The 26,266-nt window shown below is 68.2% G+C and carries 20 protein-coding genes, 3 rRNA genes and 1 pseudogene; 12 read left to right on the plus strand and 12 right to left on the minus strand.

Features of this window, described 5'->3' with window-relative positions:
* Positions 1–33 precede the first annotated feature (33 nt).
* Together OG299_RS21615 and OG299_RS21620 are read right to left on the minus strand one after the other, a co-directional pair.
* On the minus strand, positions 34–258 hold the full coding sequence (locus OG299_RS21615; RefSeq protein ID WP_327362339.1) for a hypothetical protein: 225 nt from the start codon (positions 256–258) through the stop codon (positions 34–36).
* 138 nt (positions 259–396) lie between these two features.
* The gene (locus tag OG299_RS21620) at positions 397–831 is read right to left on the minus strand and encodes a recombinase family protein (protein WP_327362340.1); all 435 of its coding nucleotides are present in this window, start codon (positions 829–831) and stop codon (positions 397–399) included.
* A 49-nt stretch (positions 832–880) separates the two neighbouring features.
* Between OG299_RS21620 and OG299_RS21625 the strand changes: the two genes are divergently transcribed.
* Positions 881–1,642, plus strand: a complete 762-nt coding sequence (locus tag OG299_RS21625; protein WP_442817595.1) for a maleylpyruvate isomerase N-terminal domain-containing protein — start codon at positions 881–883, stop codon at positions 1,640–1,642.
* Positions 1,643–1,931: 289 nt separating this feature from the next.
* Here OG299_RS21625 and OG299_RS42780 read toward each other — a convergent pair.
* Positions 1,932–3,404, minus strand: a pseudogene (locus OG299_RS42780) (DUF4158 domain-containing protein); the annotation flags it as partial.
* Positions 3,405–4,373: 969 nt separating this feature from the next.
* Here OG299_RS42780 and OG299_RS21645 point away from each other — a divergent pair.
* From OG299_RS21645 to rrf, 3 genes are all read left to right on the plus strand, one after another.
* Positions 4,374–5,898 (plus strand): 16S ribosomal RNA (locus tag OG299_RS21645).
* Positions 5,899–6,180: 282 nt separating this feature from the next.
* A 23S ribosomal RNA gene (locus OG299_RS21650) occupies positions 6,181–9,303 on the plus strand.
* A gap of 77 nt (positions 9,304–9,380) precedes the next feature.
* Positions 9,381–9,498, plus strand: a 5S ribosomal RNA gene (gene rrf, locus OG299_RS21655).
* The 16S, 23S and 5S rRNA genes sit together here, the layout of an rRNA operon.
* A gap of 52 nt (positions 9,499–9,550) precedes the next feature.
* On the opposite strand, the gene OG299_RS21660 is transcribed toward rrf, so the two are convergent.
* Entirely contained in the window at positions 9,551–10,372 is an 822-nt protein-coding gene (locus OG299_RS21660; RefSeq protein WP_327362345.1) for a DUF3626 domain-containing protein, read from the minus strand.
* 40 nt (positions 10,373–10,412) lie between these two features.
* Here OG299_RS21660 and OG299_RS21665 point away from each other — a divergent pair, with 40 nt between their 5' ends.
* On the plus strand, positions 10,413–10,991 hold the full coding sequence (locus tag OG299_RS21665) for a GNAT family N-acetyltransferase (RefSeq protein ID WP_327362346.1): 579 nt from the start codon (positions 10,413–10,415) through the stop codon (positions 10,989–10,991).
* On the opposite strand, the gene OG299_RS21670 is transcribed toward OG299_RS21665, so the two are convergent.
* The 6 genes from OG299_RS21670 to OG299_RS21695 all read right to left on the minus strand — a co-directional run bounded on the left by OG299_RS21670 (position 10,992) and on the right by OG299_RS21695 (position 18,057).
* Complete coding sequence (locus OG299_RS21670; protein WP_327362347.1) at positions 10,992–12,515, minus strand: P-loop NTPase family protein; 1,524 nt, start codon at positions 12,513–12,515, stop codon at positions 10,992–10,994.
* Positions 12,516–12,517: 2 nt separating this feature from the next.
* Positions 12,518–13,936 carry an ATP-binding protein gene (locus tag OG299_RS21675; RefSeq protein WP_266627950.1) on the minus strand — a complete coding sequence of 473 codons (1,419 nt, stop codon included), beginning with the start codon at positions 13,934–13,936 and terminating at the stop codon, positions 12,518–12,520.
* A gap of 19 nt (positions 13,937–13,955) precedes the next feature.
* A complete protein-coding gene (locus OG299_RS21680; RefSeq protein WP_327362348.1) occupies positions 13,956–15,518 on the minus strand; it encodes an SCO6880 family protein in 1,563 nt (520 codons plus the stop codon).
* The gene (locus OG299_RS21685) at positions 15,515–16,840 is read right to left on the minus strand and encodes a hypothetical protein (protein ID WP_327362349.1); all 1,326 of its coding nucleotides are present in this window, start codon (positions 16,838–16,840) and stop codon (positions 15,515–15,517) included. The genes OG299_RS21680 and OG299_RS21685 overlap by 4 nt, the downstream gene beginning before the upstream one ends.
* Positions 16,830–17,669: a hypothetical protein gene (locus OG299_RS21690; RefSeq protein WP_327362350.1), complete on the minus strand. Its 840-nt coding sequence runs from the start codon at positions 17,667–17,669 to the stop codon at positions 16,830–16,832. The genes OG299_RS21685 and OG299_RS21690 overlap by 11 nt, the downstream gene beginning before the upstream one ends.
* A gap of 79 nt (positions 17,670–17,748) precedes the next feature.
* Positions 17,749–18,057 (minus strand): DUF8827 family protein, encoded by a 309-nt coding sequence (locus OG299_RS21695; protein ID WP_008742356.1) that lies wholly within the window; start codon positions 18,055–18,057, stop codon positions 17,749–17,751.
* A 599-nt stretch (positions 18,058–18,656) separates the two neighbouring features.
* Between OG299_RS21695 and OG299_RS21700 the strand changes: the two genes are divergently transcribed.
* Both OG299_RS21700 and OG299_RS21705 read left to right on the plus strand, forming a co-directional pair.
* The gene (locus OG299_RS21700) at positions 18,657–19,151 is read left to right on the plus strand and encodes a hypothetical protein (protein ID WP_266627957.1); all 495 of its coding nucleotides are present in this window, start codon (positions 18,657–18,659) and stop codon (positions 19,149–19,151) included.
* A 35-nt stretch (positions 19,152–19,186) separates the two neighbouring features.
* A complete protein-coding gene (locus tag OG299_RS21705) occupies positions 19,187–19,498 on the plus strand; it encodes a YunG family protein (RefSeq protein WP_266627959.1) in 312 nt (103 codons plus the stop codon).
* A 14-nt stretch (positions 19,499–19,512) separates the two neighbouring features.
* Here the strand turns inward: OG299_RS21705 and OG299_RS21710 are convergent, their stop codons facing one another.
* Together OG299_RS21710 and OG299_RS21715 are read right to left on the minus strand one after the other, a co-directional pair.
* Positions 19,513–20,358, minus strand: coding sequence for a pentapeptide repeat-containing protein (locus OG299_RS21710; protein ID WP_327362351.1), 846 nt, complete (start codon positions 20,356–20,358; stop codon positions 19,513–19,515).
* A gap of 10 nt (positions 20,359–20,368) precedes the next feature.
* A complete protein-coding gene (locus OG299_RS21715) occupies positions 20,369–20,875 on the minus strand; it encodes a GNAT family N-acetyltransferase (RefSeq protein WP_266627963.1) in 507 nt (168 codons plus the stop codon).
* Between the two features lie 63 nt (positions 20,876–20,938).
* Here OG299_RS21715 and OG299_RS21720 point away from each other — a divergent pair, with 63 nt between their 5' ends.
* The 5 genes from OG299_RS21720 (at position 20,939) to OG299_RS21740 (ending at position 26,149) form a co-directional block, all read left to right on the plus strand.
* The gene (locus tag OG299_RS21720) at positions 20,939–21,547 is read left to right on the plus strand and encodes a LysE family translocator (protein ID WP_266627964.1); all 609 of its coding nucleotides are present in this window, start codon (positions 20,939–20,941) and stop codon (positions 21,545–21,547) included.
* A gap of 58 nt (positions 21,548–21,605) precedes the next feature.
* On the plus strand, positions 21,606–22,400 hold the full coding sequence (locus tag OG299_RS21725) for a thioesterase family protein (protein ID WP_327362352.1): 795 nt from the start codon (positions 21,606–21,608) through the stop codon (positions 22,398–22,400).
* Positions 22,401–22,473: 73 nt separating this feature from the next.
* A complete protein-coding gene (locus tag OG299_RS21730) occupies positions 22,474–24,132 on the plus strand; it encodes a serine/threonine-protein kinase (protein ID WP_327362353.1) in 1,659 nt (552 codons plus the stop codon).
* 76 nt (positions 24,133–24,208) lie between these two features.
* Positions 24,209–25,219 (plus strand): C40 family peptidase, encoded by a 1,011-nt coding sequence (locus tag OG299_RS21735; RefSeq protein ID WP_327364569.1) that lies wholly within the window; start codon positions 24,209–24,211, stop codon positions 25,217–25,219.
* A gap of 213 nt (positions 25,220–25,432) precedes the next feature.
* A complete protein-coding gene (locus OG299_RS21740) occupies positions 25,433–26,149 on the plus strand; it encodes a phosphatase PAP2 family protein (RefSeq protein ID WP_266627972.1) in 717 nt (238 codons plus the stop codon).
* Positions 26,150–26,266 lie beyond the last annotated feature (117 nt).

Below are 26,266 nucleotides of genomic sequence, written 5' to 3' on the forward strand. Positions count from 1 at the left end.
CCGGCCGCCCCAAGCTTTCCGGCAAGTCAACCATCAGGCCCAGCGGGTTATCGCGGGCAAAGGCGCGCTCGACGCGGGCCCGGACTCGTCGGTGCTCTCCTCTCCCTGGCTGTGCCGGAGGTGGCGGTCGGCTTGCCTGCGGTGGGGGACGATCAGCCGGGTACCCGGGTACCCGGGTACGTGGGCGTCGGCCTTGTTGCCCGGCGCCGGCCGGGCCGACGCCACGACCAGGCGGATCGGCGCGATGACGACCTGCACGTTCGAGGACCGGGATCAGGGTGCCATCCGTGATCTGCAGCCGGCTCCAGGCGCTGGATGACCCGGCAGACGGTGGCCGGGGCAATCCCGAACAGCGGGCCGAGCTGCCGCACAGCGAGGCTCGCGCCGCCTTAGCGATCACCTCGCGGACCAGATATGGAGTTCGAGCTGGATGTCGCCGGCCTGGAGCTCGGCGGACAGCGTCATCAGCTCGGCGGCGTTGCGCGCGAGGTGCTTGAGCTCGTGCACGGTGAAGATGACCGGCGTCTCGGGGGCGGCCTCCTTGAACTGGCGGGCCAGCGCGAGCGCCTTCTCCAGCTCCGGCCTCACCTTGATCCGGATGCTGATCTGCTCGGAGAAGACCTTGTGGCACTCCGCCCGGCGCAGGGCTTCGAGCTGGCTCGCCGGCTCCTGCCGGGCGGTCGACGTCCTCGCGTACCCGATCCGTACGGGCCGCTCGGTGCGGGGCGCGGGCACGACGGCGAGCGCGGGGCCCTGCTTCCATGCGCGGCCGGGGCGCCGGTCGGCGGGGACGGGGATCTCCAGTTCCGCCTGATCGGGCGTGAGAACCATGGCGGCAGCCTCTCAGAAGCGCCTCGCGCAACGTGCGGGTTTTGAGAGGATTTGCGCGAACGGTGATCTGCGGCAACGCAGTCACTCCGAGGCCAGCCTCGACGTACAGGTGCCGACCTGCCCCGAGTGGACGCTGTTCGATCTGGCGCAGCACATCGGCGAGGGGAGCCGCCACTGGGCCGCCACCGTCGCCGCAGGGCCTGCTCCGGCCAAGTCCGCTGCGGAGGGCGCCCCGGCTGCGCCTCGGGAGCGCGAGGCCCTGCTGGCCTGGTTGGCGGAGTCCACGGAGCAACTGCTGGACGCATTGCGGAAGGCCGGCCCGGATCGCGGTGTCTGGGCGTGGTGGGAGACGTTGCAGTCGCCGCACACCTCCGGTGCCGTAGCCCGGCACCAGCTCCCGCAGATGGCGGTGCACACGTACGACGCCCAGATCACCGTAGGTGCCCCGCAGCCGCTGCCGGACGAGGTGGCGCTCGACGGTGTCGACGAGTTCCTGTCCACCTGCGTCGCAACGACAAGTGCCTGGCCGCACAAGCCCGCTGTCATCGACTTCCACGCCTCCGAGGGCCGCTCCTGGCGCCTCTCGCTCTCCGCCGACGGCGCACGGAGCGCCCGTCTCCCCGGGCCCGGCACCATGCCCGCCACCGCTGCCGGCCAGGACCCGGACGCGGCCGCCGCCTTCTTCTCCGTTCGGGGCACGGCCAGTGAGCTCGTCTTCATCCTGTACGACCGTATCCCGATCGACTCCCTGAAGCTCGACGGCGACCGACGTGTCCTCGAGCAGCTCAGCGCCTGGGACCCGGATGAGTAGGACGTGACGATGCGCCACCTCGTACGCCCTGCGGCATGCCTTCCGCCAACGGCTACAAGCACGCCGTGGTGGCCCCGGAGCCGCGGGGGGAGCAGACCGTCACGGCTGCGAAGCGGCTGACCAAGGCGGCGGCTCACAAGCTGATCGGTGCGCCCGGTCGGCACCTGACGCCGTCAGTTCTCAGCGCCGTCCCCGTCGTCATCGAGTCCGGCCGCGTCCGGGCCGCGCAGCAGGCGCAGGGGGCCGCCCGCCGGCTGGGTGGGGGTGAAGCTGTAGCGGCCCAGGACGTTGAGTACGAGGCGTTGTCGGTGGCGACCATCTCCGGTTTCACCCCGCCGTCCAGGTTCAGCAGGGCGTCCAGGATGAACAGGGAGTCGCGCGGGGTGCCGGGCACCACCATCCGCCCGATACCGATGACCTGGTCATTGATCGCGTTCAGCCAGGTGATGCCCCTCTTCTTCGCGAAGTACTTGGGGCTCGGCGCTGCGCTGATGGTGCGGACGCGGACGACGAAGCGCAGGCCGTCGACGGCGGCGAGCAGGCCCTTGCCCCAGTACTGCACGTTCAGCTTCGCCCGGCCGTTCGGCTGCACCTCGATACTGATCTTCGCGTCCGCGCCGGCCTCCTCCAGGCGCTCGGCCATCTGCTTCCACGTCGCGTCCAGGACCGCCGTCAGCTCCCGCAGGTGCTCCTCGGAGTCCTCCTCCAGGCTCAGCCCGGCCAGGACGTCCTCCGTCCTCGCGCACCGCCTCCCAGCCTTTGCCGTCCAGTAGCCGGGCCCGCGGGTCGGACCAGCGGTGGGAGGGGGAAGCGAAGACATCGCGGCGCTTGAGCGCGCGGAACAGCTGCTCCAGCACGCAGACCACGTACGCGTCGCGGTCCACCGCCCCCTGCGGCGGTTCGGCGTTCGCGTACACCGCCTTGGGCCAGTGCGACGGCACCAGCTTGTCGTCGATCTCCCGCGGCAGCAGCGGCTTCTCGCCCACCTTCCGCTGCGACAGGGCCGGGAGCCGCTTCACCCCGGTCATGCCGCGCATCCCGCCGGTCGCCGCCCCGAGCGCCTTCGACTCGCCCAGCAGCGACAGGAACGGCTTGACGGTGTTGTAGCGCAGCGCCGGCGCCCCGCGCAGCGCACTCTCGGCCGTGCCGTCGTCCTCCGGGACCAGGCTCACCACCACGGTGGCCGCGCTGGACAGCGCCGCCCGGGGTGCGACCTCCTCCAGCGCCGCCCAAAGCGCAGCCACGTCCACATCGCAGCCGCTCTGCTCGATCAGTTCCAGCTCCTCGATGAACACCGCCGCCGCCCTGGCAACCAGCACGCTCACCCCCGGCAGCAGCACCCGGTGCCGGCGCAGCCGGCCACCGAGTGATCGAACAGTGCCTTCGGCCCCTCGGCATGCGCCGTCCAAGCCCGGCCGTCCTCGAAGGGGTTGTAGCCGTACGCGTCGCGGATCTCCCACGCGTGCTCGTACGCCGTCTTCAACCGCTCGGGGTACTCCTTGACGCAAGAGACGTCCTCGATCTCCAACTGCGCGGCCAGGTGCTCGACCACCGGCCACGGCACCGCCAGAGGGTCCTCCAGGAACAACCCGATGTAGCGGACCGTGCACATCTGGAGAGCGAAGCCGAGCCGGTTGTGATCACCACGCCGCTTCGCGATCAGCTTCCGGTCTTCGTCATCGAGGAAGAAGAACCGCTCCAGCTCGGGCCTCGTCGGCTCCTCGGCGAACTTCCCGTACGCCTCAGCCTGCTCATCAGTCAGAACGGATGGGCGCGCGGCGAGACGACAGAAGAGGCTGCGGCCCCCGTTCGGCCTGCCTCGGGGCATCGTTCTGCTGGCGACGCCGGATGGCTGGCGCTACAGCATCCAGACCGTTGAAGGCGGAATGCTCTGCGGGAGCCTCACCGACGAACTGCTCGACCCCGAGCACTGGTCGCTGCCGCCACGACGGTGGAGGAACTCGCACGACAGTTCCACAGCACCACCGTCGAGGTGACCTGGGACCTCCGGCAGGAACCGTGGGCCTGGACCGGCCGAGTCGTCCTTGTCCCCTGAGACGTGACCGCCGCGAGTTAGCCGGCCAGGGGTGTAGGCGCCTCCGTGCCCCGTCGGCCCGCTCGCACGTGTGGTTGTGGCCGGGACCGGTGAACCGTGAAGACGCTGGTCATGGCCCCTGCAGGTGCTCGTTTTGACACCCCGGAGGGCCAGTTGTAGGGTTGAGCGGTTGCCTGGAACTGGACAAGTTCGGCAGCCAACCAGCAAGACCCCCTCGCACCCCGGAATCAAATTCTGCGGGTGCGTACTCGACTCCTCATCCAGGAATCTGAAGCCGGGAAATCCGGTGGAAAACTTCTGATAGAGTCGGTCTCGCCGGAAAGGGAAACGCGAAAGCGAAGACCTGGAAAGCGAACCCCGCTTCGACCGGGAATCGGACACGAAAGAGTCTGATAGAGTCGGAAACGAAGAACGAAGCCCGGAGGAAAGCCCGAGAGGGTGAGTACAAAGGAAGCGTCCGTTCCTTGAGAACTCAACAGCGTGCCAAAAATCAACGCCAAAAGTTGATACCCCGTCCACTTCGGTGGATGAGGTTCCTTTGAAAAAGACCTGTGAGGTCGCGGTTCGCCGTGATGCTTGCAGGCAATTACACAGCGAGGACGCAGTGGTCAGTCGGTCATATTCCGACATGATTGACCCGCTCTAAGTGCGTGTGCACCCGATTACGGGTAAACATTCATGGAGAGTTTGATCCTGGCTCAGGACGAACGCTGGCGGCGTGCTTAACACATGCAAGTCGAACGATGAAGCCCTTCGGGGTGGATTAGTGGCGAACGGGTGAGTAACACGTGGGCAATCTGCCCTTCACTCTGGGACAAGCCCTGGAAACGGGGTCTAATACCGGATAATACTCCTGCCTGCATGGGCGGGGGTTGAAAGCTCCGGCGGTGAAGGATGAGCCCGCGGCCTATCAGCTTGTTGGTGGGGTAATGGCCCACCAAGGCGACGACGGGTAGCCGGCCTGAGAGGGCGACCGGCCACACTGGGACTGAGACACGGCCCAGACTCCTACGGGAGGCAGCAGTGGGGAATATTGCACAATGGGCGAAAGCCTGATGCAGCGACGCCGCGTGAGGGATGACGGCCTTCGGGTTGTAAACCTCTTTCAGCAGGGAAGAAGCGAAAGTGACGGTACCTGCAGAAGAAGCGCCGGCTAACTACGTGCCAGCAGCCGCGGTAATACGTAGGGCGCAAGCGTTGTCCGGAATTATTGGGCGTAAAGAGCTCGTAGGCGGCTTGTCACGTCGGATGTGAAAGCCCGAGGCTTAACCTCGGGTCTGCATTCGATACGGGCTAGCTAGAGTGTGGTAGGGGAGATCGGAATTCCTGGTGTAGCGGTGAAATGCGCAGATATCAGGAGGAACACCGGTGGCGAAGGCGGATCTCTGGGCCATTACTGACGCTGAGGAGCGAAAGCGTGGGGAGCGAACAGGATTAGATACCCTGGTAGTCCACGCCGTAAACGTTGGGAACTAGGTGTTGGCGACATTCCACGTCGTCGGTGCCGCAGCTAACGCATTAAGTTCCCCGCCTGGGGAGTACGGCCGCAAGGCTAAAACTCAAAGGAATTGACGGGGGCCCGCACAAGCAGCGGAGCATGTGGCTTAATTCGACGCAACGCGAAGAACCTTACCAAGGCTTGACATATACCGGAAAGCATTAGAGATAGTGCCCCCCTTGTGGTCGGTATACAGGTGGTGCATGGCTGTCGTCAGCTCGTGTCGTGAGATGTTGGGTTAAGTCCCGCAACGAGCGCAACCCTTGTCCTGTGTTGCCAGCATGCCCTTCGGGGTGATGGGGACTCACAGGAGACCGCCGGGGTCAACTCGGAGGAAGGTGGGGACGACGTCAAGTCATCATGCCCCTTATGTCTTGGGCTGCACACGTGCTACAATGGCCGGTACAATGAGCTGCGATACCGTGAGGTGGAGCGAATCTCAAAAAGCCGGTCTCAGTTCGGATTGGGGTCTGCAACTCGACCCCATGAAGTCGGAGTTGCTAGTAATCGCAGATCAGCATTGCTGCGGTGAATACGTTCCCGGGCCTTGTACACACCGCCCGTCACGTCACGAAAGTCGGTAACACCCGAAGCCGGTGGCCCAACCCGTAAGGGAGGGAGCTGTCGAAGGTGGGACTGGCGATTGGGACGAAGTCGTAACAAGGTAGCCGTACCGGAAGGTGCGGCTGGATCACCTCCTTTCTAAGGAGCACAGTACCGATTGCAGACAAACGTTCTGCACGGTCAGCTCATGGGTGGAACGTTGATTAGTTGGCACGGTTTCCAAAACTCTCTGTAAGTACTGCTTCGGCGTGGAAAACAGTGAAGTGGAGGGGATCGTGCTTGGCACGTTGTTGGGTCCTGAAGGTACGGCCGTAAGGTCATGTCTTCAGTGCCGGCCCCAGTGAACTCGCCAGCTTGTCTGGTGGGGTGATGGGTGGCTGGTCGTTGTTTGAGAACTACACAGTGGACGCGAGCATCTGTGGCCAAGTTTTTAAGGGCGCACGGTGGATGCCTTGGCACCAGGAACCGATGAAGGACGTGAGAGGCCGCGATAGGCCCCGGGGAGCTGCCAACTGAGCTTTGATCCGGGGGTGTCCGAATGGGGAAACCCGGCAGTCGTCATGGGCTGTCACCCACTGCTGAACACATAGGCAGTGTGGAGGGAACGAGGGGAAGTGAAACATCTCAGTACCCTCAGGAAGAGAAAACAACCGTGATTCCGGGAGTAGTGGCGAGCGAAACCGGATGAGGCCAAACCGTATGCGTGTGATACCCGGCAGGGGTTGCGCATGCGGGGTTGTGGGAATTCTTTTGATCGGTCTGCCGGCCGGTCGGCGAGTCAGAAACCGTTGATGTAGTCGAAGGACATGCGAAAGGTCCGGCGTAGAGGGTAAGACCCCCGTAGACGAAACATCAGCGGCTTGCTTAAGAATCTCCCAAGTAGCACGGGGCCCGAGAAATCCCGTGTGAATCTGGCGGGACCACCCGCTAAGCCTAAATATTCCCTGGTGACCGATAGCGGATAGTACCGTGAGGGAATGGTGAAAAGTACCGCGGGAGCGGAGTGAAATAGTACCTGAAACCGTGTGCCTACAAGCCGTGGGAGCGTCGCCGTTATTCTTCGGAATGACGGTCGTGACTGCGTGCCTTTTGAAGAATGAGCCTGCGAGTTAGCGGTGTGTAGCGAGGTTAACCCGTGTGGGGAAGCCGTAGCGAAAGCGAGTCCGAATAGGGCGATTGAGTTGCACGCTCTAGACCCGAAGCGGAGTGATCTAGCCATGGGCAGGTTGAAGCGGAGGTAAGACTTCGTGGAGGACCGAACCCACCAGGGTTGAAAACCTGGGGGATGACCTGTGGTTAGGGGTGAAAGGCCAATCAAACTCCGTGATAGCTGGTTCTCCCCGAAATGCATTTAGGTGCAGCGTCACGTGTTTCTTGCCGGAGGTAGAGCACTGGATAGGCGATGGGCCCTACCGGGTTACTGACCTTAGCCAAACTCCGAATGCCGGTAAGTGAGAGCGTGGCAGTGAGACTGTGGGGGATAAGCTCCATGGTCGAGAGGGAAACAGCCCAGAGCATCGACTAAGGCCCCTAAGCGTACGCTAAGTGGGAAAGGATGTGGAGTCGCAGAGACAACCAGGAGGTTGGCTTAGAAGCAGCCACCCTTGAAAGAGTGCGTAATAGCTCACTGGTCAAGTGATTCCGCGCCGACAATGTAGCGGGGCTCAAGCGTACCGCCGAAGTCGTGTCATTGCAGCAATAGGGCCAACGCCCGCTGTGATGGGTAGGGGAGCGTCGTGTGCCGGGTGAAGCAGCAGCGGAAGCTAGTTGTGGACGGTTCACGAGTGAGAATGCAGGCATGAGTAGCGATACACACGTGAGAAACGTGTGCGCCGATTGACTAAGGGTTCCTGGGTCAAGCTGATCTGCCCAGGGTAAGTCGGGACCTAAGGCGAGGCCGACAGGCGTAGTCGATGGACAACCGGTTGATATTCCGGTACCCGCTTTGAAACGCCCAATATCGAATCAGGCGATGCTAAGTCCGTGAAGCCGTTCCGGACCCTTCGGGGAAAGGAAAGTGGTGGAGCCGACGAACCAGACTTGTAGTAGGTAAGCGATGGGGTGACGCAGGAAGGTAGTCCAGCCCGGGCGGTGGTAGTCCCGGGGTAAGGGTGTAGGCCGAGGGGTAGGCAAATCCGTCCCTCATTAAGGCTGAGACCTGATGCCGAGCCGATTGTGGTGAAGTGGATGATCCTATGCTGTCGAGAAAAGCCTCTAGCGAGTTTCATGGCGGCCCGTACCCTAAACCGACTCAGGTGGTCAGGTAGAGAATACCGAGGCGTTCGGGTGAACTATGGTTAAGGAACTCGGCAAAATGCCCCCGTAACTTCGGGAGAAGGGGGGCCATCACTGGTGATCGGATTTACTCCGTGAGCTGGGGGTGGCCGCAGAGACCAGCGAGAAGCGACTGTTTACTAAAAACACAGGTCCGTGCGAAGCCGTAAGGCGATGTATACGGACTGACGCCTGCCCGGTGCTGGAACGTTAAGGGGACCGGTTAGTGCGCTTTCGGGCGTGCGAAGCTGAGAACTTAAGCGCCAGTAAACGGCGGTGGTAACTATAACCATCCTAAGGTAGCGAAATTCCTTGTCGGGTAAGTTCCGACCTGCACGAATGGCGTAACGACTTCTCGACTGTCTCAACCATAGGCCCGGTGAAATTGCACTACGAGTAAAGATGCTCGTTTCGCGCAGCAGGACGGAAAGACCCCGGGACCTTTACTATAGTTTGATATTGGTGTTCGGTTCGGCTTGTGTAGGATAGGTGGGAGACTTTGAAGCAGCCACGCCAGTGGTTGTGGAGTCGCCGTTGAAATACCACTCTGGTCGTGCTGGATGTCTAACCTCGGTCCGTGATCCGGATCAGGGACAGTGTCTGATGGGTAGTTTAACTGGGGCGGTTGCCTCCCAAAGAGTAACGGAGGCGCCCAAAGGTTCCCTCAGCCTGGTTGGCAATCAGGTGTTGAGTGTAAGTGCACAAGGGAGCTTGACTGTGAGACCGACGGGTCGAGCAGGGACGAAAGTCGGGACTAGTGATCCGGCGGTGGCTTGTGGAAGCGCCGTCGCTCAACGGATAAAAGGTACCCCGGGGATAACAGGCTGATCTTCCCCAAGAGTCCATATCGACGGGATGGTTTGGCACCTCGATGTCGGCTCGTCGCATCCTGGGGCTGGAGTCGGTCCCAAGGGTTGGGCTGTTCGCCCATTAAAGCGGTACGCGAGCTGGGTTTAGAACGTCGTGAGACAGTTCGGTCCCTATCCGCTGTGCGCGTAGGAATATTGAGAAGGGCTGTCCCTAGTACGAGAGGACCGGGACGGACGAACCTCTGGTGTGCCAGTTGTCCTGCCAAGGGCATGGCTGGTTGGCTACGTTCGGGAGGGATAACCGCTGAAAGCATCTAAGCGGGAAGCCTGCTTCAAGATGAGTATTCCCACCTCCTTGAGAGGGTAAGGCTCCCAGTAGACGACTGGGTTGATAGGCCAGATGTGGAAGCCCGGTAACGGGTGGAGCTGACTGGTACTAATAGGCCGAGGGCTTGTCCTCAGTTGCTCGCGTCCACTGTGTTAGTTCTGAAATAACGAACAGCTGTGTTGTCGGCCAGCGTTCAAATTTCATAGTGTTTCGGTGGTCATAGCGTTAGGGAAACGCCCGGTTTACATTCCGAACCCGGAAGCTAAGCCTTTCAGCGCCGATGGTACTGCAGGGGGGACCCTGTGGGAGAGTAGGACGCCGCCGAACAATCATTGTAGAAAAGCCCCGTACCGGGATCCGGTACGGGGCTTTTCTGCGTTTACGGGCATTGACCGAAACGGGCCAGGTAGTGCCAGACCCGTTTCAGGGCCTGTTCGTCGTACCGGCCGGTGCGGGCCGCCTCGCCGAGGATGCGGGGGGTCAGCCGGCCCGCCACGGCGAGGGCCGCGCCGAGGTCGACGTACTCCTGGCCCCGGTAGTCGGGGTGGCGGCGGAGTTCTTCGACGGTGAGGCGGAAGCCGGCGTGCCATTCGATCGCGCAGGGGAGCTTCTCCGCTGCCGCCTCGACCTCGGTGTCCCGATAGCTGGGATCCAGTACGAGAGCGGCCACGTCGCGGTCGAGCCGTACGGGGGCGTGGATCTGGGCCTCGATGTAGTCGTCCAGGGCGTCCTGGTCGTCGGCCTCCGCGAGGGCGATCAGGGACATCCGTTCGGCGACGCCGAAGGATTCGGGCTCGAGGTAGCTGTCCGGGTAGCAGAACGTGGTCCGGGGCAAGGCCTCGGCGGTGAGGCGGAAGTGCGCGGAGCCGAAGCGGGGTGCGGCACCGACCGGGCGGTGGCGGAAGTTCAAGGCCCCGTAGACGGGGCGGGCTTCGGCCGGTGCGTCGTCGTAGGCACCGCCGAAGATGCGGCTCTCCCAGTGCCAACGGGCTCCGCCTGCATGGGCGGTAAGGCCGCCGTTGCTGGTGCCCGTGACGAACTGCGAGCGGTACACGCCCTCCTCGGCCAGCGTGGTGAGGATCGGGCGGTCGCCGAAGACGCGGTCCGGGTGGAAGTTGAGCGTCACCGTGAGGGTCGGGTCCAGCGGGGGGCCCGACGAGAGATCGGTGACGTGGCGGAGCGCCTGGACGTGTGGATTCATGGATGCAGTGTGCATCAGTCCTGTGATTGGATCCGCGGTTATGGATCAGTATGTGGTGCGTGCGGTGCAGGGTGATGAGTGGGAGAAGGTCAAGGAGTTGCGGATCGCCGCTCTGCGGGATCCGGCGGCGCCGGTGGCCTTCCTGGAGACCCTGGCCCAAGCAGAGTCCAGGCCCGATGAGTTCTGGCAGGACCGGGCGAAAGGGGCTTCGCACGGGCGGCACGCACGGCAGTTCGTGGCCGAGGCGCCGGACGGGCAGTGGGTGGGGTCGGTGACCGTCCTCGTGGAGGAGGGCGGGACCAGCGACTTCTTCGAGCGGGCCGTCGAGCGGACCCAGGGGCATGTGGTGGGCGTGTTCGTACGGGCGGAGCACCGGGGCACCGGGGTGACCGACGCCCTGTTCACGGCTGCGCTGGACTGGGCCTGGTCGCTGGAGGGGCCGGCGCTGGAACGCGTACGGCTCTTCGTGCACGAGGACAACCCGCGGGCCGGGGCCTTCTATCGGCGGTTCGGGTTCCGGGCGAGCGGGCAGGCCGTGCCGGTGCCGGTTCCGGCGGCCGTTCCGGTGGCGGGGGATGCGGGGGCCAAGGAGTTCGAGTACGTCATTTCGCGGCCGTAGTCAGCTGTGGGTGGGTTCGAACGCTGCCTCCGGCCAGCGGGCGCGGGCCTGTTCTCGGCTGCGGCACAGGGCCAGCAGGGGGAGCGGTGCTTCCTGGAGGAGCTCGGGGAGCTGGGGGATCGGGGCCACGGCCGCGACGTCCTCGAGGACCAGCGTGAGTGGTGGGTCGAGCCGGCCGTGGGATGACCGTGCGGCCATGCGGCGGCCGTGCTCGACCACGCTCGCTGCGAGTGCGGTGAGCAGGGGCATCGCACCCGGGTGGGTGCGGGGGTCTTCCAGCGGTTCGCCCACCATGTAGAGGGTGCCCCCTTCGCTCACGAACGATGCGAGGGTGAGTGCATCTGTTCGGTTCGGGTTGCAGGCCTCGCGGATGTGGATGGACGTGAGGCAGGAGAGGGCACGGGCCGTCAGGTGCTGGGCCTGCTCGCGGCGTTCGGGGTGGGCGGTGAGGGCGCTCTCGAGTTCGCCGGCGGCGCCGGGGGCGGCCTGGGGGTGCGTACGGAGGATGCGGACCGGGTCCTGGGCGCTGTTGCCCTGGGCCCAGCGGTGCAGCTGCTTGAACGGGCGGTCGTCGAGGGCGGCGGCCTGGAGCCAGCTGCGCAGGAGCGTTTCCGCGGTGTCGGCGACGGCTGCGTCCATGCGGGCCTGGGGGCGTACGGGGGCCAGGAGCGCGGTGGCGCGGGCGGCGGCGGTGTCGCGGTCGCCGCAGGCGTCGGCGGGGTTCCAGTGCATGCGGGCCGGGGTGTCGCAGAGGTGCGAGGGGTCGTAGAGGAGGACCGGGCCGAGTTTGGCACGGGCGTCCTTGGTCTCCCCCCAGAGGGCGGGGGAAGAGGTGAGGACCAGGGCCGCGCCGGGGGCTGCCGCCAGGGCTTGGGTGGCCAGGTGGTGCCGCTCGGGGGGTGCGGCGTAGGTCAGGGTGGCTGCGGAGCTGCCATCGGCCCTGCCGCCTGCTCTGCCTCCGGGCCCCTGCGCCTCGAACGCCGACGGGGCTGGGTGGGGCAGTGGGGTCGGGGCTGCCGGGCGGGAGTTGCCGGGGGCGCTGCCCCCGGACCCCCGCGCCTCAAACGCCGGCGGGGCTGGATGGTGCGGCCCGGCCGGGTTGGGCAGCGGGGCTGGATGGTGCGGCCCGGGTGGATCGGCCGGCTCGGCTGGGTTCGGTGCCTGCCAGGTCGGGTTTGCTCGGCGGGATTTGGTGCGGGCGACGATGCCCATCGTGAAGATCGTCAGGACGAAGAGGACCAGGAGTTGGCTGATGAACAGGCCCCAGAACAGGCCCCAGCCCGAGAGGGCCGCGGGGTCGGTGGCCGGCCAGGCTCCTGCCACGTCGTGCGGTTGCGCTATCAGGGCGCGGACCGCGCCCGGGGTGCGGGTGAAGGTGACCGTGGACGGCCAGGAGCCCTTGGAGAAGAGCGCGGCCAGGCCCGTCGATGTCCAGACCAGGGCCGCCAGGCCCAGCAGGAACGCCAGGAGGGTCAGGAGCAGGGCGTCCGGGATGCCGCCCGGTTTCGTCGTGGGTTCCTGCATCGCTACGCCACCGTGGTTGCCGAGCCCGGGCCGCCGTTGCGGTGGCGTTCCATGAGGAGGGCTCTCTCCTCCGCCTCCAGTTCGGCCGCCAGTAGGTCGTCGGGGAGCTGGGGCTGGGACGAGGATTCCGTCATGGCCCGGTCCGTGTAGACCAGGGGGCGTTCCGACTCGGTGATCAGGTGTTTGACCACCTGGACGTTGCCGTTGACGTCCCAGACCGCGATGCCCGGGGTGAGGGTCGGGATGATCTCCACCGCCCAGCGGGGCAGGCCCAGGACCCGGCCCGTGGCGCGGGCCTCGTCCGCCTTCTGGGCGTAGATCGTGCGGGTGGAGGCCATCTTGAGGATGGCCGCGGCTTCGCGTGCGGCCGCGCCGTCGACCACGTCGGACAGGTGGTGGACGACGGCCACGAAGGACAGGCCCAGGCGGCGGCCGAACTTCAGGAGGCGCTGGAACAGCTGGGCCACGAAGGGGCTGTTGATGATGTGCCAGGCCTCCTCCACCAGGAAGATGCGCTTCTTGCGGTCCGGGCGGATCCAGGTGTGTTCCAGCCAGACGCCCACGATCGCCATCAGGATCGGCATCGCGATCGAGTTGCGGTCGATGTGGGACAGGTCGAAGACGATCAGCGGGGCGTCGAGGTCGATGCCGACGGTCGTGGGGCCGTCGAACATGCCGCGCAGGTCGCCGTCGACCAGGCGGTCGAGGACGAGGGCCACGTCGAGGCCCCAGGCGCGGACATCGTCTATGTCGACGTTCATTGCCTCCGCGGACTCGGCCTCCGGGTGGCGGAGTTGTTCCACGATGTCGGTGAGGACCGGCTGGCGGTCGCGGATCGCGTCGACGACGTACGCGTGCGCGACCTTGAGCGCGAAGCCGGAGCGCTCGTCGAGGCCGTGGCCCATGGCGACTTCGATGATGGTCCGGAGCAGCGCGAGCTGGCCGGTCGTCGTGATCGCCGGGTCGAGGGGGTTGAGGCGGATCCCGTCGTCGTTGGCGGCGATGGGGTCCAGGCGGATGGGGGTTATCCCCAGCTGCTGGGCGATGAGGTTCCACTCGCCGACGCCGTCCTCGCCCTGGGCGTCGAGGACGACGACCTGGCGGTCCCGGAAGCGGAGCTGGCGCAGGACATAGGTCTTTTCCAGGGCGGACTTGCCGTTGCCGGACTCGCCGAGGACGAGCCAGTGCGGGGCCGGGAGCTGCTGGCCGTACAGCTGGAAGGGGTCGTAGATGTAGCCCTTGCCGCTGTAGACCTCGCGGCCGATGATGACGCCGGAGTCGCCGAGGCCGGGGGCGGCGGTGGGCAGGTAGACGGCCTGCGCCTGCCCGGTGGAGGTGCGTACGGGCAGGCGCGTGGTCTCGACCTTGCCGAACAGGAAGCTGGTGAAGGCGTCCGTCAGAGCGGACATGGGATCTCGCATGGGCGGCACTTCCCTCCAGCTAGCGTCGGATGCCGGTGGCGAACGGCAGGGTGTTGACGAAGGCCCGGTGGTGCTCGCGGTCACACCATTCGAGCTTCAGGTACGACTTGCCCGCCGAGGCGCGGATGGTGCGCTTGTCCCGGGCGAGGGCCTCCGGCGATCGCGACGACACCGTGATGTACCCGACCAGGTTGACTCCTGCCGCACCGCTGGCGAGATCTTCACCTCTTTGGTCGAGTCGGCCGTGGGCGGCGATGTCGCGGGGGTCGACGGTCCGGTTCATCTTGGCGGCGCGGCTGGCGTCGGCCTCGTCGTTGGTCTTCTCGGTGAGCATGCGCTCGATGGCCACCTCGGTGGGCTCCAGATCCATGGTGACGGCGACGGTGCGGATCACGTCCGGGGTGTGGACGAGGAGGGGCGCGAGGAAGTTGACGCCGACCGGGGTCATCGGCCATTCCTTCACCCAGGCCGTGGCGTGGCACCAGGGCGCGCGGGTGGAGGACTCGCGGGTCTTGGCCTGGAGGAAGGTGGGCTCGACCGCGTCGAGTTCGGCCGGCCAGGCGTTGCGCTTGGTCATGGCCTGGATGTGGTCGATGGGGTGGTCCGGGTCGTACATGGAGTGCACGAGGGAGGCGAGGCGGCCCTGGCCGAGCGGCTGGCGGACGCGGATGTCGGCCTCGGCGAGGCGGGCGCAGATGTCGGTGAGCTCGCGGGCCATGACGATGGCGAGGCCGGCGTCGCGGTCGAGCTTGCGGCCCTTGTGGGGGGTGCCGGCGCGGGCGATGGTGTGGGCCTCGGCGGCGAGTTCGCGCGTGTAGTGCATGCAGGCGACGAGGTAGGCGCGGTGCTGCTCGGAGGAGGTGGAGACCATCGACTGGAGCTGGTCGTACGAGTCGCGCAGCCAGACGGGGGCGTTGGTGTCGCCGCGCTGGGCGACGTCCTTGGCGTGGGCGTCCGGGTCGGCGGGGAGCGTACGGGCGAGCATCTGGAGGCGGGTGACGAAGCCGTCGCCGTTGGCCACGTGCTTGAGGAGGGTGCCGAAGCGGTCGACGAGGGCTTCCTGGTCCTCGCTGTCGCGCAGGCCGACGCCGGGGCCCTCGATCTCGATGGCGGCGGTGACGGTTCTGCGGTCGGCGTGGAGGAGTACGGCGATCTCGTCGGGGCCGAAGGGGGCGGCGAGCCAGTTGATCCGGCCGATGCCGGGGGGCGGGCCGACCTCGACCTCGCGGCCGTCGGCGGCGCGGACGCCGGCTTCCATGGCGCTGGAGCGGTAGGTCGTACCGCGGCGCAGGGTGCGCTTGTAGCTGCGGTTGATCTCGAACCACTTGTAGAAGGTGCGGCCCTTGTAGGGGATGTACACGGCGGCGAGCGCGACCATGGGGAAGCCGGCGAGGCTGACGATGCGCAGGGTGAGTTGGGGGACGAGCAGTCCGCTCATCATGCCGAGGAACGCGCCGACGATGATCAGGGCGATCTCGCCGCTCTCGCGGTTCTTGCCGACGATCGCGTTCGGCCGGGCCCGGCCGATGAGATACGTGCGGCGGGGCGCGATGGGGTGCAGCTGGTGGGACTGGGTCGTCAACGCCCGTCACCTCCTGTGTTCCTCGTACTCGAGCTCGTGCGGGGCGGGGGTGCGGCGGAGGGGACAGATCCGCCGCCGGCCCCGCCGCCGGAGGTGGGGCGGCTGCTGTGGGCGGCCACGCCTCCGGAGAGGGGGTTGGCGGGGCGGGGGGCGCTGGAGCCGCCGCCGTCACCGCCTCCGCGGTGGGCGCCGCGGCTGCTGTGCGTCTTGATGCCCTGGGAGACGAGGGAGGCCGGGGAGCTGATGACGGCGGCGGCCTGGGCGCCGTCGGTGGCCTTGCTGCGGCCCGCGCGGGCGGAGGCGATCTCGTCGCCGAAGCCGGGGACGAAGCGGTAGATCATCGCCGAGGCGAAGATCGCCAGGAGGATGATGGCGAGGCCGGAGACGACGGCGGAGAAGGCGTTCGGGCCCTTCTCGCCGGCGAGGGCTCCGGCGAGGCCGAGGACGATGACGATGACCGGCTTCACGAGGATGACGGCGATCATGATGCCGGCCCAGCGGCGGACGTGGCCCCAGAGGTTCCGGTCGACGAGCCCGGCGTAGACGACGACGCCGAGGAGGGCGCCGACGTAGAGCAGGGCGGCCCGGATGAAGAGCTCGAGGAAGAGGACGCCGGCGGCGAGGACGGTGACGAGGGAGACGACGATCAGCATGATCGGGCCGCCGCCGATGGAGTCGCCCTTCTTGAGGGCCTCGATGAAGGAGCCGAAGAAGACGTCGGTCTGGCCGCCGCTCGCCGATGCGATGACTTCTGTGACGCCGTCGGTGGCGGAGACGACGGTGTAGAGGATCAGGGGGGTGAAGGCGGAGGCGAGGACGGTGAGCCAGAGGAAGCCGACGGCTTCGGAGATGGCGGTGGTGAGGGGGACGCCGCGGATGGCGCGCTTGGCGACGGCGAAGAGCCACAGCACCAGCGTGAGGATGGTGGAGGCGGCGAAGACGATGGCGTACTGCTTGAGGAAGGCGCCGTTGGTGAAGTCGACGTTGGCCGTGCCGTTGATCGCTTTGCTGAGCTCGGTGACGATCCAGGCGGCGGCGTCGGCGCAGCCCTTGGCCAGGGAGGCGAGGGGGTTGAGGGCGTCGGCGGGGTCGCTGGGCGCCAGGCCCGTGCGGGGGGCGCCGCCGGCGCCGCTGCCGCGCTCGCAGTAGTCCTTGGCCGGGCCGACGATCAGGTCGCACCGGTTGTCATTGGGCTGCGAGGCCGACGGGGACGGCGATGGAGACGGGGTGGGTGCGGCGAAGGCCCGGGCCGGCAGCAGCACGGCTGCTGTCTGCAGCGCGGCCAGGGCACCGGTGACGCGGAGGGTGCGGCTACCGGGCATAGGTGAACCCTCCGAACTCTGTTGCAGCCTTTGCGATCTCCTCGGCCGTGGAGGCCGTGCGGTCCGTGTGGACCGGGGCCGGCCCGTCCTTCTGGGCGAAGCTCTCGACCTTCCAGTCGTTCTCCGCCCACCGGAGGGTCAGCGTCATGGTGAACCAGTCGTTGCTGACGGGGTTGGTCGAGCCGACACCCGCGGTGCCGAACACGCCTGTGCACCATACGTCGACGGTCGTGGTGCTCTCGGAGTTCTTGGCCGCCTTCGTGCCGACCGGCACGGTCCGCGAGATGTACGTGAGGCCTTGCGCCGCATTGCCGTTTGCGTCCAGGCCGGCCTGGTCCAGGAAGGTCTTGCCATAGGCCTGATCGAGCCGGGCCTCAAGCTCGGACACCTTGTCCGCGACGAAGACCTGGCGGACAATCTGGCGCCGCATCTGCGGCTTCAGGATGTCCGCGGAAACGAGCGCGACCGCGTAGTTGGCGGCGGCCGACTGGGCCCCCTGTTCGTCGTGCGCGAAGCCCTTCGGGATGGCGCCGTTCTTGCCGTCCACCGGGCGGGTGCCCGTGGCTGATGTGGAAGTGGCGGCGGGTGGGGTTTGGTCGGCGGGGGTTCTGGGGCTGTCCGAGGACTGGTTCGCGAACGCGATCGCGGCGATCAGGAGGACCACCACGCCGACCACCGTGACCAGGCCCCGGGAGGCTCGGGGGGCGCGGCGGGGGGTGCCGTACGGGTCCGAGGGGGCGTCGGGGAGGCGGGTGCGGGTCTGGCCCGTGCCGCCGACTTCGCCGTAGCCGCTGCCGACGCCACCGCCGTACTGGTCTTCGTTGCTCATTCCGTGTCCGCCCCCTCTGCGTCGTACGACGGTGGTGTGGTGAGTCCTCATCAGGTCCGGCAGCCGGTGGGCGGCCCGGCTAGACGGCCATTCCGTAGACGATGGTGAAGAGGGTGCCGAGGGAGCCGATGATGAAGACGCCGGTGAGGCCGGCGACGATCAGGCCCTTGCCTTGTTCCGCGCTGAACGTGTCGCGCAGGGCGGTCGCGCCGATGCGCTGCTTGGCCGCGCCCCAGATGGCGATGCCGAGGCAGAGGAGGATGGCAACGGCCATGACCACTTCGATCATGACCTTCGCTTCGTTGCCGAGACTGCCGAACGGCCCCCAGTTCGGGGCGATTCCGCCGATGATGGTGGTGATGTCGCCCTTTTCGGCTGCCAGGATCATGTAACTCACCGCCCCTGTATGGGTAGTTCCGGTAGCCCGTGCCCGACGGCAGGGGTCACGTACTATCTTCGCTGATGAAACCGCGGTCGTACGTCGACTTGACGGCTCTCTTTACCCGATCTCCCGGCCCTTGGCCCGCTCGCGCGCTCTGACCTGGGCACGGGCGGCGGGCATGCGAAAGAACGTATGGTCACTCTGTGTATCACGAGGGGTGACCCCGGGCAGTGATTGCCCTCTCGGCTTGCGGGGGGCCGCTCGGGGGGCCGCCGTTCGGCGCAGTGTGCGGGCGTGTCGTTGGGCCGAGCCGCTGACGTTCGTCCGACATTCCGTCAGTCGTTCCATCCTTTCGGCGGGTTGTGGGAGATGCTCCGGGCCGTTCGGTAGGACGACGCAAGGAGTGACGGATGGGTTGCGCAGTGAAGCCCGGACGGCGGGCGTGGCTGACCGGTGGGTTCGCAGTTCCGCTGGCGATCGCGCTCATGGGTGCCTCGGTTCCGGCGGCGGCTGCCGCCGAGGGGACGGCTGTGGCGGTGGCGCCCGGCTGGGGCGGCAGCAGGTGTCCGGAGCCCGATGCGAGAACGCTGCCGGCGCCTGCGCCCATGGCTGCCGACACGAGGAACGCGGGCAAGGCCGGCAAGGCGGCGGGCTTCAATCCGTGTGCCGGGCCCAAGGGTGAGCGGGGGCCCCAGGGGCCGCACGGGCCCAAGGGCGACCGGGGGCCGAAGGGTGACCGGGGGCCGGCGGGGCCGCCCGGGCCGCGTGGGCCGAGCGGGGCGCCCGGGCCGTGCCAGGACATCGACACGACCCGGGGGGAGAGCGACCTGGAGTTCAGTGCCGTCCTGCACCGGGGCAGGACGTTCCTGGGCGTGCGCGACACGGCGCCGGTCGGCGCGTACACCTGGCGGGACCTCACCACGGCGCTGAACCCGGGGCATCCGCGGAACGCGTGCGGGGTGTCGGTCAACACCGTGGGCCCCACGGTGTACGTGAAGGTGCTGACGACGCTGGGCGACGTGTTCGAGAACCACTGCGCGTACACGGGGACGGGCGTGCTCACCTGTCCGTCGGGGTGGACGGCCATCATCAGGCCCTGAGGGCCGTTGCCGGTGGTGCGGGTCAGAGCGGACGGATGACTACGGCAACTCCGTGGACCCTGACGGACATCGAAGCGGCCATCCCGGCGGGGTGGTCGGCCGAGACCTGCTCGCCCGATGACGTCGAGCGGGCGCCGTGGACGGCCGACAACCCTGCCTGGGGGCACTGCGACATCACGTCGCTGGTGGTGAAGGACCTGACGCGGGAGCAGTTCCGCCGGGGCCAGGTGGTGACGGAGGGGCGGCTGATGGGGCCGCGGCCGCAGGGGCGGCTGCCGCGGCGCTGGGAGGAGTACCGGCTGCTGCGCGGGTGGGTCGGGGCCGGGCTGGGGGCGATCGGCGGGTGAGCCCCGGGGCGGGGTTACGCGGACCAGTGCGCGGGGCGGGTCAGCGTCGGGGGGATCTTGGTCCCGGCGTCGCCCCGGGCTGCGTTGAGCTGGGGCTGGGTCAGGAAGAGGGCGTCGCGGAGGTCCGCCCCGCGCAGGTCGGCGTCGCGGAAGTCCGCGCCGATCAGGTCCGCCAGGCGCAGGTCTGCGCCGCTGAGGTTGGCGGCGATGAGGTAGGCGCCGCGGAGGTTGGCGCCGCGCAGGTCCGCGCCGGCGAGGCGGGCGCCCATCAGGTCGGCGCCGCGGTGGTTCTTCTTGCGGGCCGGGGCCTTGGCGCGCGCCAGCTCGCTGGCGCGCAGGAGGAGCGTGTTGATGCGCCCGCGGAGGTCGCCCACGTCCAGGGCGGCCAGCGCGTCCGCGTCGGCGGCGGTCCACTGCGTGGTCTCGGTCAGCGTTCGGCGCAGGTCCGCGTGGACCGGGGCGGCCGCCGGGAGGGCGAGCGCCCCGGTGACGTAGAAGAGCAGCTCGTGCAGCTGGCGCAGCACCGGGAAGACCTCGTACATCCGGGCGGCCGTGCCGGGGTGCGTACGCCAGTCGCGGCCGCCGAAGGTCACCTGGGAGACCTGCTGGCCCGCGCCGAAGCAGTCGAAGACGGTGCAGCCCTGGAAGCCCTTGTCGCGCAGCCGGGTGTGGATGCCGCAGCGGAAGTCCTGCTGGAGGTTCTTGCAGGGCGTTCCGGCGGCCTTGTTCACCGCGAAGTCGTTGGACTTGGCGAAGGGCAGGGCGACGCAGCAGAGCGCGAAGCAGTTCGAGCAGTCTGCCTGCAGGACGGGGAGGGCGGGGAGGGCCGGGTCGACGGGCGCGGCGGGAGTGGCGGACACCCGTCCATTGTCACCGCTCGGGGGCGGTCAGCCGCATCTGGAGGGCCGACCAGAGGACGCCGTCGACCTCCTCCACGTCCTGCAGTACCTGCTCGGTACGGAAGCCGAGCTTCTCGTAGAGGCGTACGGCCGCGGTGTTGTGGGTGTAGACGCCGAGGTCGAGCGAGGGCAGGCCGAGCTCGTCGAAGGCGCGGGCGACGGCGAGTGTGAGGAGCGTCTCGCCGAGGCCCCGGCCGCGTGCCTCGGGGGCGATCAGTACGCGGCCCAGGCGGGTGCCGCGTACGGAGACGTGGCCGAGGGAGCGTCCGTCGGGGGAGACCGCGGTCCAGGTGTGGCGGTCCGGCTCGGCGGCGTAGGCGGTGAGCTGGGCGTCGTCCAGCGGCCAGGTGAAGGAGGGGCCTGCCCAGGTGACGAGTTCGGCCGGGGTGGTGATCCAGCGGCGCAGGGCCGGGGCGTCGTCCGCGGGGCGGAACGGGCGCAGGGACAGGAGTGAGGGAGAGGAAGGGGTCGTGTTCATGTCTCAAGTATTCGTGGACGGAACCCGGTTGATCGCGGGGGCCGGTGCGGTGAGCATCCGTACATGACAGAAGTGATCGCAGTTGCCGTCATCACCCTCCTCGCCGTGATCAGCCCCGGCGCCGATTTCGCGATGGTCGTCCGCAACAGCTATCTGTACGGGCGGCCCACCGGGCTGTTCGCGGCGGCCGGTGTCGCGGCCGGCGTGCTGGTGCACGTCTCGTACACGATGCTCGGGGTCGGTCTCCTGATCGCCTCCTCCACGGCCCTGTTCACGGCGATCAAGCTGGCGGGCGCCGCGTACCTGGTGTGGATCGGGATCCGGACCTTCCGGGCGCGGGCCGAGCTGAGCGTGGACCTGGAGTCCAAGCCGGAGCTGACCCGGCTGGGCGCGCTGCGGTCCGGGTTCCTGACCAACGTGCTCAATCCGAAGACCACGCTGTTCGTGGTGTCGACGTTCACGCAGGTCGTGGATCCGCAGACCCCGGTGTGGCAGCAGGCCGGGTACGGGCTGTTCATGTCGGCGGCGCACCTGGGCTGGTTCGGTGCGGTCGCGCTGTTCTTCTCGAACTCCCGGCTGCGCGACCGGATGCTGAAGGCGCAGAAGGCGCTGAACCGGGCGATCGGCTCGGTGCTGGTGGGGCTGGGGGTCGGGCTGGGCTTCGCCCGCTGAGGCCGGTTGTTCCGCGAAGGCCTGGCGGGGCGGGTTACCTGTCGGTAGCGTGCCGGGCATGGCGATCTCCGAGGCGTTCTTCGAGCGGGTCGATGCCGGGCGGTTCCTGGCCACCGAGTACACGCGCGGGCCGTGGGACCCCGGCTCGCAGCATGCCGGGCCGCCGGCCGCGCTGCTCGGCAGGGCTGTTGAGGAGCGGGAGGGCGCCCGCGACGACATGCGGATCGCGAGGATCACGTACGAGATCCTGCGGCCGGTGCCGATCGGCCCGCTGGAGATCACCACGTCGGTGCTCCGGGCGGGCCGCAGCACGGAGGTGGTGGAGGCCGCCCTCGCCCCGGCCGGGGCCGCGCCGGTGATGCTCGCGCGGGCGCTGCGGATCCGGGTGGCCGAGGAGGCCGTACCCGGCGTGGCCCCGGGGCCGCAGCTGCCGCCGCCGGGGGAGGTGGAGGTGACGCCGTTCTTCCCGGTGCCGTGGGAGACCGGCTACCACTCGGCGATGGAGACCCGGTTCACCGAGGGCGCGTTCGTATCGCTCGGGCCCGGCAGCTGCTGGATGCGCATGAAGGTGCCGCTCGTCGCCGGGGAGGAGACCCGGCCGCTGGACCGGGTCCTGATCGCCGCCGACTCGGGCAACGGGATCAGCTCGGTCTTGGACTTCGGGCGGTACGTGTTCATCAACAGCGATCTGACCGTGCACCTGCACCGCCACCCGGTGGGCGAGTGGGCCTGCGTGGAGGCCCGTACGAGCGTGGACGCGGGCGGGATCGGGCTCGCGGACGCCCGGCTGCACGACGAGAAGGGGCCGATCGGGCGGAGCGCGCAGAGCCTGTTCGTCGCACCGCGCTCCTAGCGCCGCGTTACCGGCCGCGTTCCTGGTCAACCCGGCTCCGTGGCACGGGAGTCCGTGTGGCAGGCTCGGGTCAATGGAGTCCCTGAGAGACGTCGACCCCGCCCGGATCGGGGCGCACGCGCTGCTGGCCCGGCTCGGTGCCGGAGGGATGGGGCAGGTGTACCTCGGGCGCTCGCCCGGCGGGCGCCTGGTCGCCGTGAAGGTGATCCGGGACGAGATCACCGGCCACCCCGAGGCCCTGGCCCGGTTCCGGCGTGAGGCCGAGACCGTGCGCGCGGTGCGGTCGGCGTACACGGCGAACCTGATCGACGCCTCGCTCGCGGCGCCGCCGTTCTGGCTGGCCACGGAGTACGTGGCGGGCCCGACGCTCGGTCACGCCGTCGCGGAGCGCGGGGGTTTGCCCGCGGACACCTGCCGCCGGCTGTTCGCGGCGCTGGCGGAGGGCCTGGCGAGCGTCCACGCGTACGGGGTGACGCACCGGGACCTCAAGCCGCAGAACGTCATCCTGGGCGCGCAGGGCCCGCAGCTCATCGACTTCGGCATCGCGCGCGGCGTGGGCGAGACGGCCCTCACCCAGGACGGCCAGGCCCCGGGAACCCCGGGCTACACCGCGCCCGAGGTGCTGCTCGGGAACGAGGCGGGGGCCGCCGCGGACGTCTTCGCGCTGGGTGCGACGCTGGCGTACGCGGCGACCGGGCGGGCGCCGTTCGGTACGGGTGCCGCGACGAGCGTGAGCTACCGGGCGGTGCACGAGCCGATCGACGTGGCCGGGGTGGAGCCGGGGCTGGCGGCCCTGATCGAGGCGTGCGTGGCGAAGGACCCGGCGGCCCGGCCCGCCCTGGCCGAGGTCATCGGCCGGTGCGGTGTGCGGGACGCGCTGATCGACGATCCGGTGTACGTGGGGCTGGGCGCGCTGGGCGAGGCCGTGCCGGTGCACGAGATGCGGACGCAGGGGCCGGGCCTGCCGTACGGCTACACGCCGACGCAGCACGCGGCCGCGGTCCCGCCGAGGCGCGGGCGGACGGGCGTGTGGGTGGCGGCCGTGGCGGTGGCCGCGGCCCTGTCCCTGGCCGCCTGGAAGCTGGTTCCGTTCGACGGGGACGGCGAGGGGGGTCGGGGCAAGGACGGTGCCACGGGCACGCCCCGACAGACGCCGGGCGCGGGGGGCGCCGCGCCCTCGGCGTCCAAGGGCGCCGCCGCCAAGCCGCCTGCCGAGTACATCGAGGGCAACCAGATCTCCCACTACTTCTGGTTGCCTTCCACCGACCCGGAGCGCGCCGCGCACGGCACCGGCGCGTGCAACCTGGGGCCGGAGCAGAAGCCGCCCGGTGCCGACATGCAGGCCGACGCCCAGGTCTCGGGGAAGTCCGTGACCATCAGCATGCGCATCAAGTACGCGGAGAACAGCGAGACCAAACCCGATCCGTACTACGTATCGGTGGCGGTCAGGTCCCCGCACGACCTCGACCCGTCCACCGGACAGCCCTTCCCCATGGACAACCGGGCCGTGGGTTTCACCAGCAAGCCCGTCGACATCTACAGCAAATGGAAGACGGGCGACTTCCTGACGCTCAAGTACCCGGACGACTTCGCGGAGCACGTGAACGGCAAGACGTACCCCGGCGTGCCCCTGGCCAACGACCCGGGGGACTGGACGGTGGTCTTCTACCACGTCGAGGATGACCCTACGAAGTACGCGAGTATCAGCTGCACGGGCTTCCGAGTGGCGTAGTGGACCTGGCGACACGAGCGATTCACACGTTAAAGCGACGGGGATGGGGGAGTGTTGACGGGTGCGCAGATTCTGGATGGCGAGTGGGATCGGGATCGGGCTCTGTCTGAGCTTCCTCGTGCTGATCGTGGTGGGGACGTACTCGGCCGCGGCCGGCCTCGTGGGTGCCGGGGCGGCCGGGGGCCGCGTGGTCGGGCTGGCCAAGGGGGCCGTCCCCGCGAAGTACCAGAACCTGGTGCAGAAGTGGGGGACCCTGTGCCCGGCCATGACGCCTGCGCTGCTGGCTGCCCAGCTGTACTCGGAGAGCGGCTGGAATCCGAGCGCCGTCAGCCCGGCCGACGCCCGCGGTATCGCGCAGTTCATCCCCGGCACGTGGGCCGGACACGGCATCGACGGGGACGGTGACGGCGACCGCGACATCTGGGACCCCAATGATGCGATCCCCTCGGCGGCTTCGTACGACTGCGAGCTGGCCAAGGACGTGGCGGGGGTGCCCGGGGACACCACGGGCAACATGCTCGCGGCCTACAACGCGGGGGCGTACGCGGTCATCAAGTACGGCGGGGTGCCCCCGTACAAGGAGACCCAGGGGTACGTGAAGACCATCACGACCCTCGCGAAGAGCTTCGAGCGGCCGGTCGGGCGGGTCGCGCCCTCGCAGCAGGCCGCCGGGGCCATCTACTTCGCGCAGAAGCAGTTGGGGACCCCGTACCTGTGGGGCGGCAACGGTACGCCGGACCAGAACGGGCGGTTCGACTGCTCGGGGCTGACCAAGGCCGCGTACGAGTCGGTGGGGATCGAGCTGCCGCGCGTCGCCAACGACCAGTACAACGCCGGTCCGCATCCCTCGCGCGGCGAACTGCTGCCGGGTGACCTGGTGTTCTTCTCCGATGATCTGACGAACTCCCGGGAGATCCGGCACGTCGGCCTCTACGTGGGCGGCGGATACATGATCAACGCCCCTTATACCGGCGCCGTGATCCGCTTCGACAAGATCGACACCCCGGACTACTTCGGCGCGACGCGTGTCACCAAGGACGGGGCCGAGGCCCTGCCCGACCACACCGCCGACGCCAAGTCCCCCTGATCGCGCCGTTTGCCACGCTGCGTCAACCCAAGGCCCTGAGCTGCGACGACGAGTCACTCTTCGATAACGTTGCCGTGATCATTCGGTGGAGAGTGGAACGTGGCGTTCAGAACGGGCGTTCCATGGACGCAGGCTTGATCAACGGGGGGGTTCAGGGGCGCACACAGGCGTGCGCCCGAGGGGAACCGAGCAAGGGCAAGGGGCTGCATCGCCATGGCTGGACTCACAAGTAGTGGGCCGAACGTGGACGTCAGCCTGCTGTACGACATCAACGGACTGGCCCGGCACGCCCCGGCCGGAGTCGACCGGGCCGTCGGCCTCGTCAGCGCGTACGGGATCCCGCTGGCGCTGGTGCTCCTCGTTCTGTGGTGCTGGCACGGTGCGCGCCGGCAGGAGGAGTCCACGGCCGCCGAGTCGTTCGCCGCGCTGGTGTGGGCTCCGTTCGCCGCCGCGCTCGCCCTCCTCGTGAACGTCCCGCTGCGCGCCTTCGTCGGGCGGCCGCGGCCGTTCGTCGAGCACAGCGGCCTGGACGTGCTCGGGCCGGACACCGGCCCCGGCGACTTCTCCTTCGTCAGCGACCACGCCACCCTCGCGATGGCCTTGGCCGTCGGCCTGTTCATCGCGAACCGCAAGCTCGGGCTCATCGGGATCGGCTTGGCCCTCGCCGAGGGTGTCTGCCGCGTGTACCTCGGGGTCCACTACCCGACCGACGTCATCGGCGGCTTCGCGCTCGGCACCGCCGTCGTGCTGGTGCTCGCGCCGCTCGCGATGGCGCTGCTGAACCCGCTGGTGCGGGCGGTGGCCCGGGCCCCGCGCGCGGGCCGGCTGGTCCGCGCCAAGCGCCGCGCGCTGCCGCGCCCGGTGGACCTCGCCCAGCCCCAGACCCCGCCGCCGGGCTGCCTGACGCACGAGAGCGACCTCGCCGCCTAGCTTTTCAGGACCGGCCGTAGGCGTCCCATACGGAGATCAGGACGGCCGCCAGCAGGCACAGGCCCGCTCCGCCGAAGCACAGGCGGACCGCCCTCGGACGAAAGCGAGGACGAGGCC

The sequence above is a fragment of the Streptomyces sp. NBC_01296 genome, assembly GCF_035984415.1.
Taxonomy (GTDB): Bacteria; Actinomycetota; Actinomycetes; order Streptomycetales; family Streptomycetaceae; genus Streptomyces.

Excerpts from the sequence above, each read along its gene's own strand:
- OG299_RS21725 (WP_327362352.1), top strand. The coding sequence starts at position 21,606 with ATGGCGATCTCCGAGGCGTTCTTCGAGCGGGTCGATGCCGGGCGGTTC.
- OG299_RS21660 (WP_327362345.1), bottom strand. The coding sequence starts at position 10,372 with ATGAATCCACACGTCCAGGCGCTCCGCCACGTCACCGATCTCTCGTCG.
- OG299_RS21700 (WP_266627957.1), top strand. The coding sequence starts at position 18,657 with ATGGCTGCCGACACGAGGAACGCGGGCAAGGCCGGCAAGGCGGCGGGC.
- OG299_RS21705 (WP_266627959.1), top strand. The coding sequence starts at position 19,187 with ATGACTACGGCAACTCCGTGGACCCTGACGGACATCGAAGCGGCCATC.
- OG299_RS21695 (WP_008742356.1), bottom strand. The coding sequence starts at position 18,057 with ATGATCCTGGCAGCCGAAAAGGGCGACATCACCACCATCATCGGCGGA.
- OG299_RS21715 (WP_266627963.1), bottom strand. The coding sequence starts at position 20,875 with ATGAACACGACCCCTTCCTCTCCCTCACTCCTGTCCCTGCGCCCGTTC.
- OG299_RS21665 (WP_327362346.1), top strand. The coding sequence starts at position 10,413 with ATGGATCAGTATGTGGTGCGTGCGGTGCAGGGTGATGAGTGGGAGAAG.
- OG299_RS21685 (WP_327362349.1), bottom strand. The coding sequence starts at position 16,840 with ATGCCCGGTAGCCGCACCCTCCGCGTCACCGGTGCCCTGGCCGCGCTG.
- OG299_RS21720 (WP_266627964.1), top strand. The coding sequence starts at position 20,939 with ATGACAGAAGTGATCGCAGTTGCCGTCATCACCCTCCTCGCCGTGATC.
- OG299_RS21675 (WP_266627950.1), bottom strand. The coding sequence starts at position 13,936 with ATGCGAGATCCCATGTCCGCTCTGACGGACGCCTTCACCAGCTTCCTG.
- OG299_RS21735 (WP_327364569.1), top strand. The coding sequence starts at position 24,209 with ATGGCGAGTGGGATCGGGATCGGGCTCTGTCTGAGCTTCCTCGTGCTG.
- OG299_RS21670 (WP_327362347.1), bottom strand. The coding sequence starts at position 12,515 with ATGCAGGAACCCACGACGAAACCGGGCGGCATCCCGGACGCCCTGCTC.
- OG299_RS21690 (WP_327362350.1), bottom strand. The coding sequence starts at position 17,669 with ATGAGCAACGAAGACCAGTACGGCGGTGGCGTCGGCAGCGGCTACGGC.
- OG299_RS21740 (WP_266627972.1), top strand. The coding sequence starts at position 25,433 with ATGGCTGGACTCACAAGTAGTGGGCCGAACGTGGACGTCAGCCTGCTG.
- OG299_RS21730 (WP_327362353.1), top strand. The coding sequence starts at position 22,474 with ATGGAGTCCCTGAGAGACGTCGACCCCGCCCGGATCGGGGCGCACGCG.
- OG299_RS21620 (WP_327362340.1), bottom strand. The coding sequence starts at position 831 with ATGGTTCTCACGCCCGATCAGGCGGAACTGGAGATCCCCGTCCCCGCC.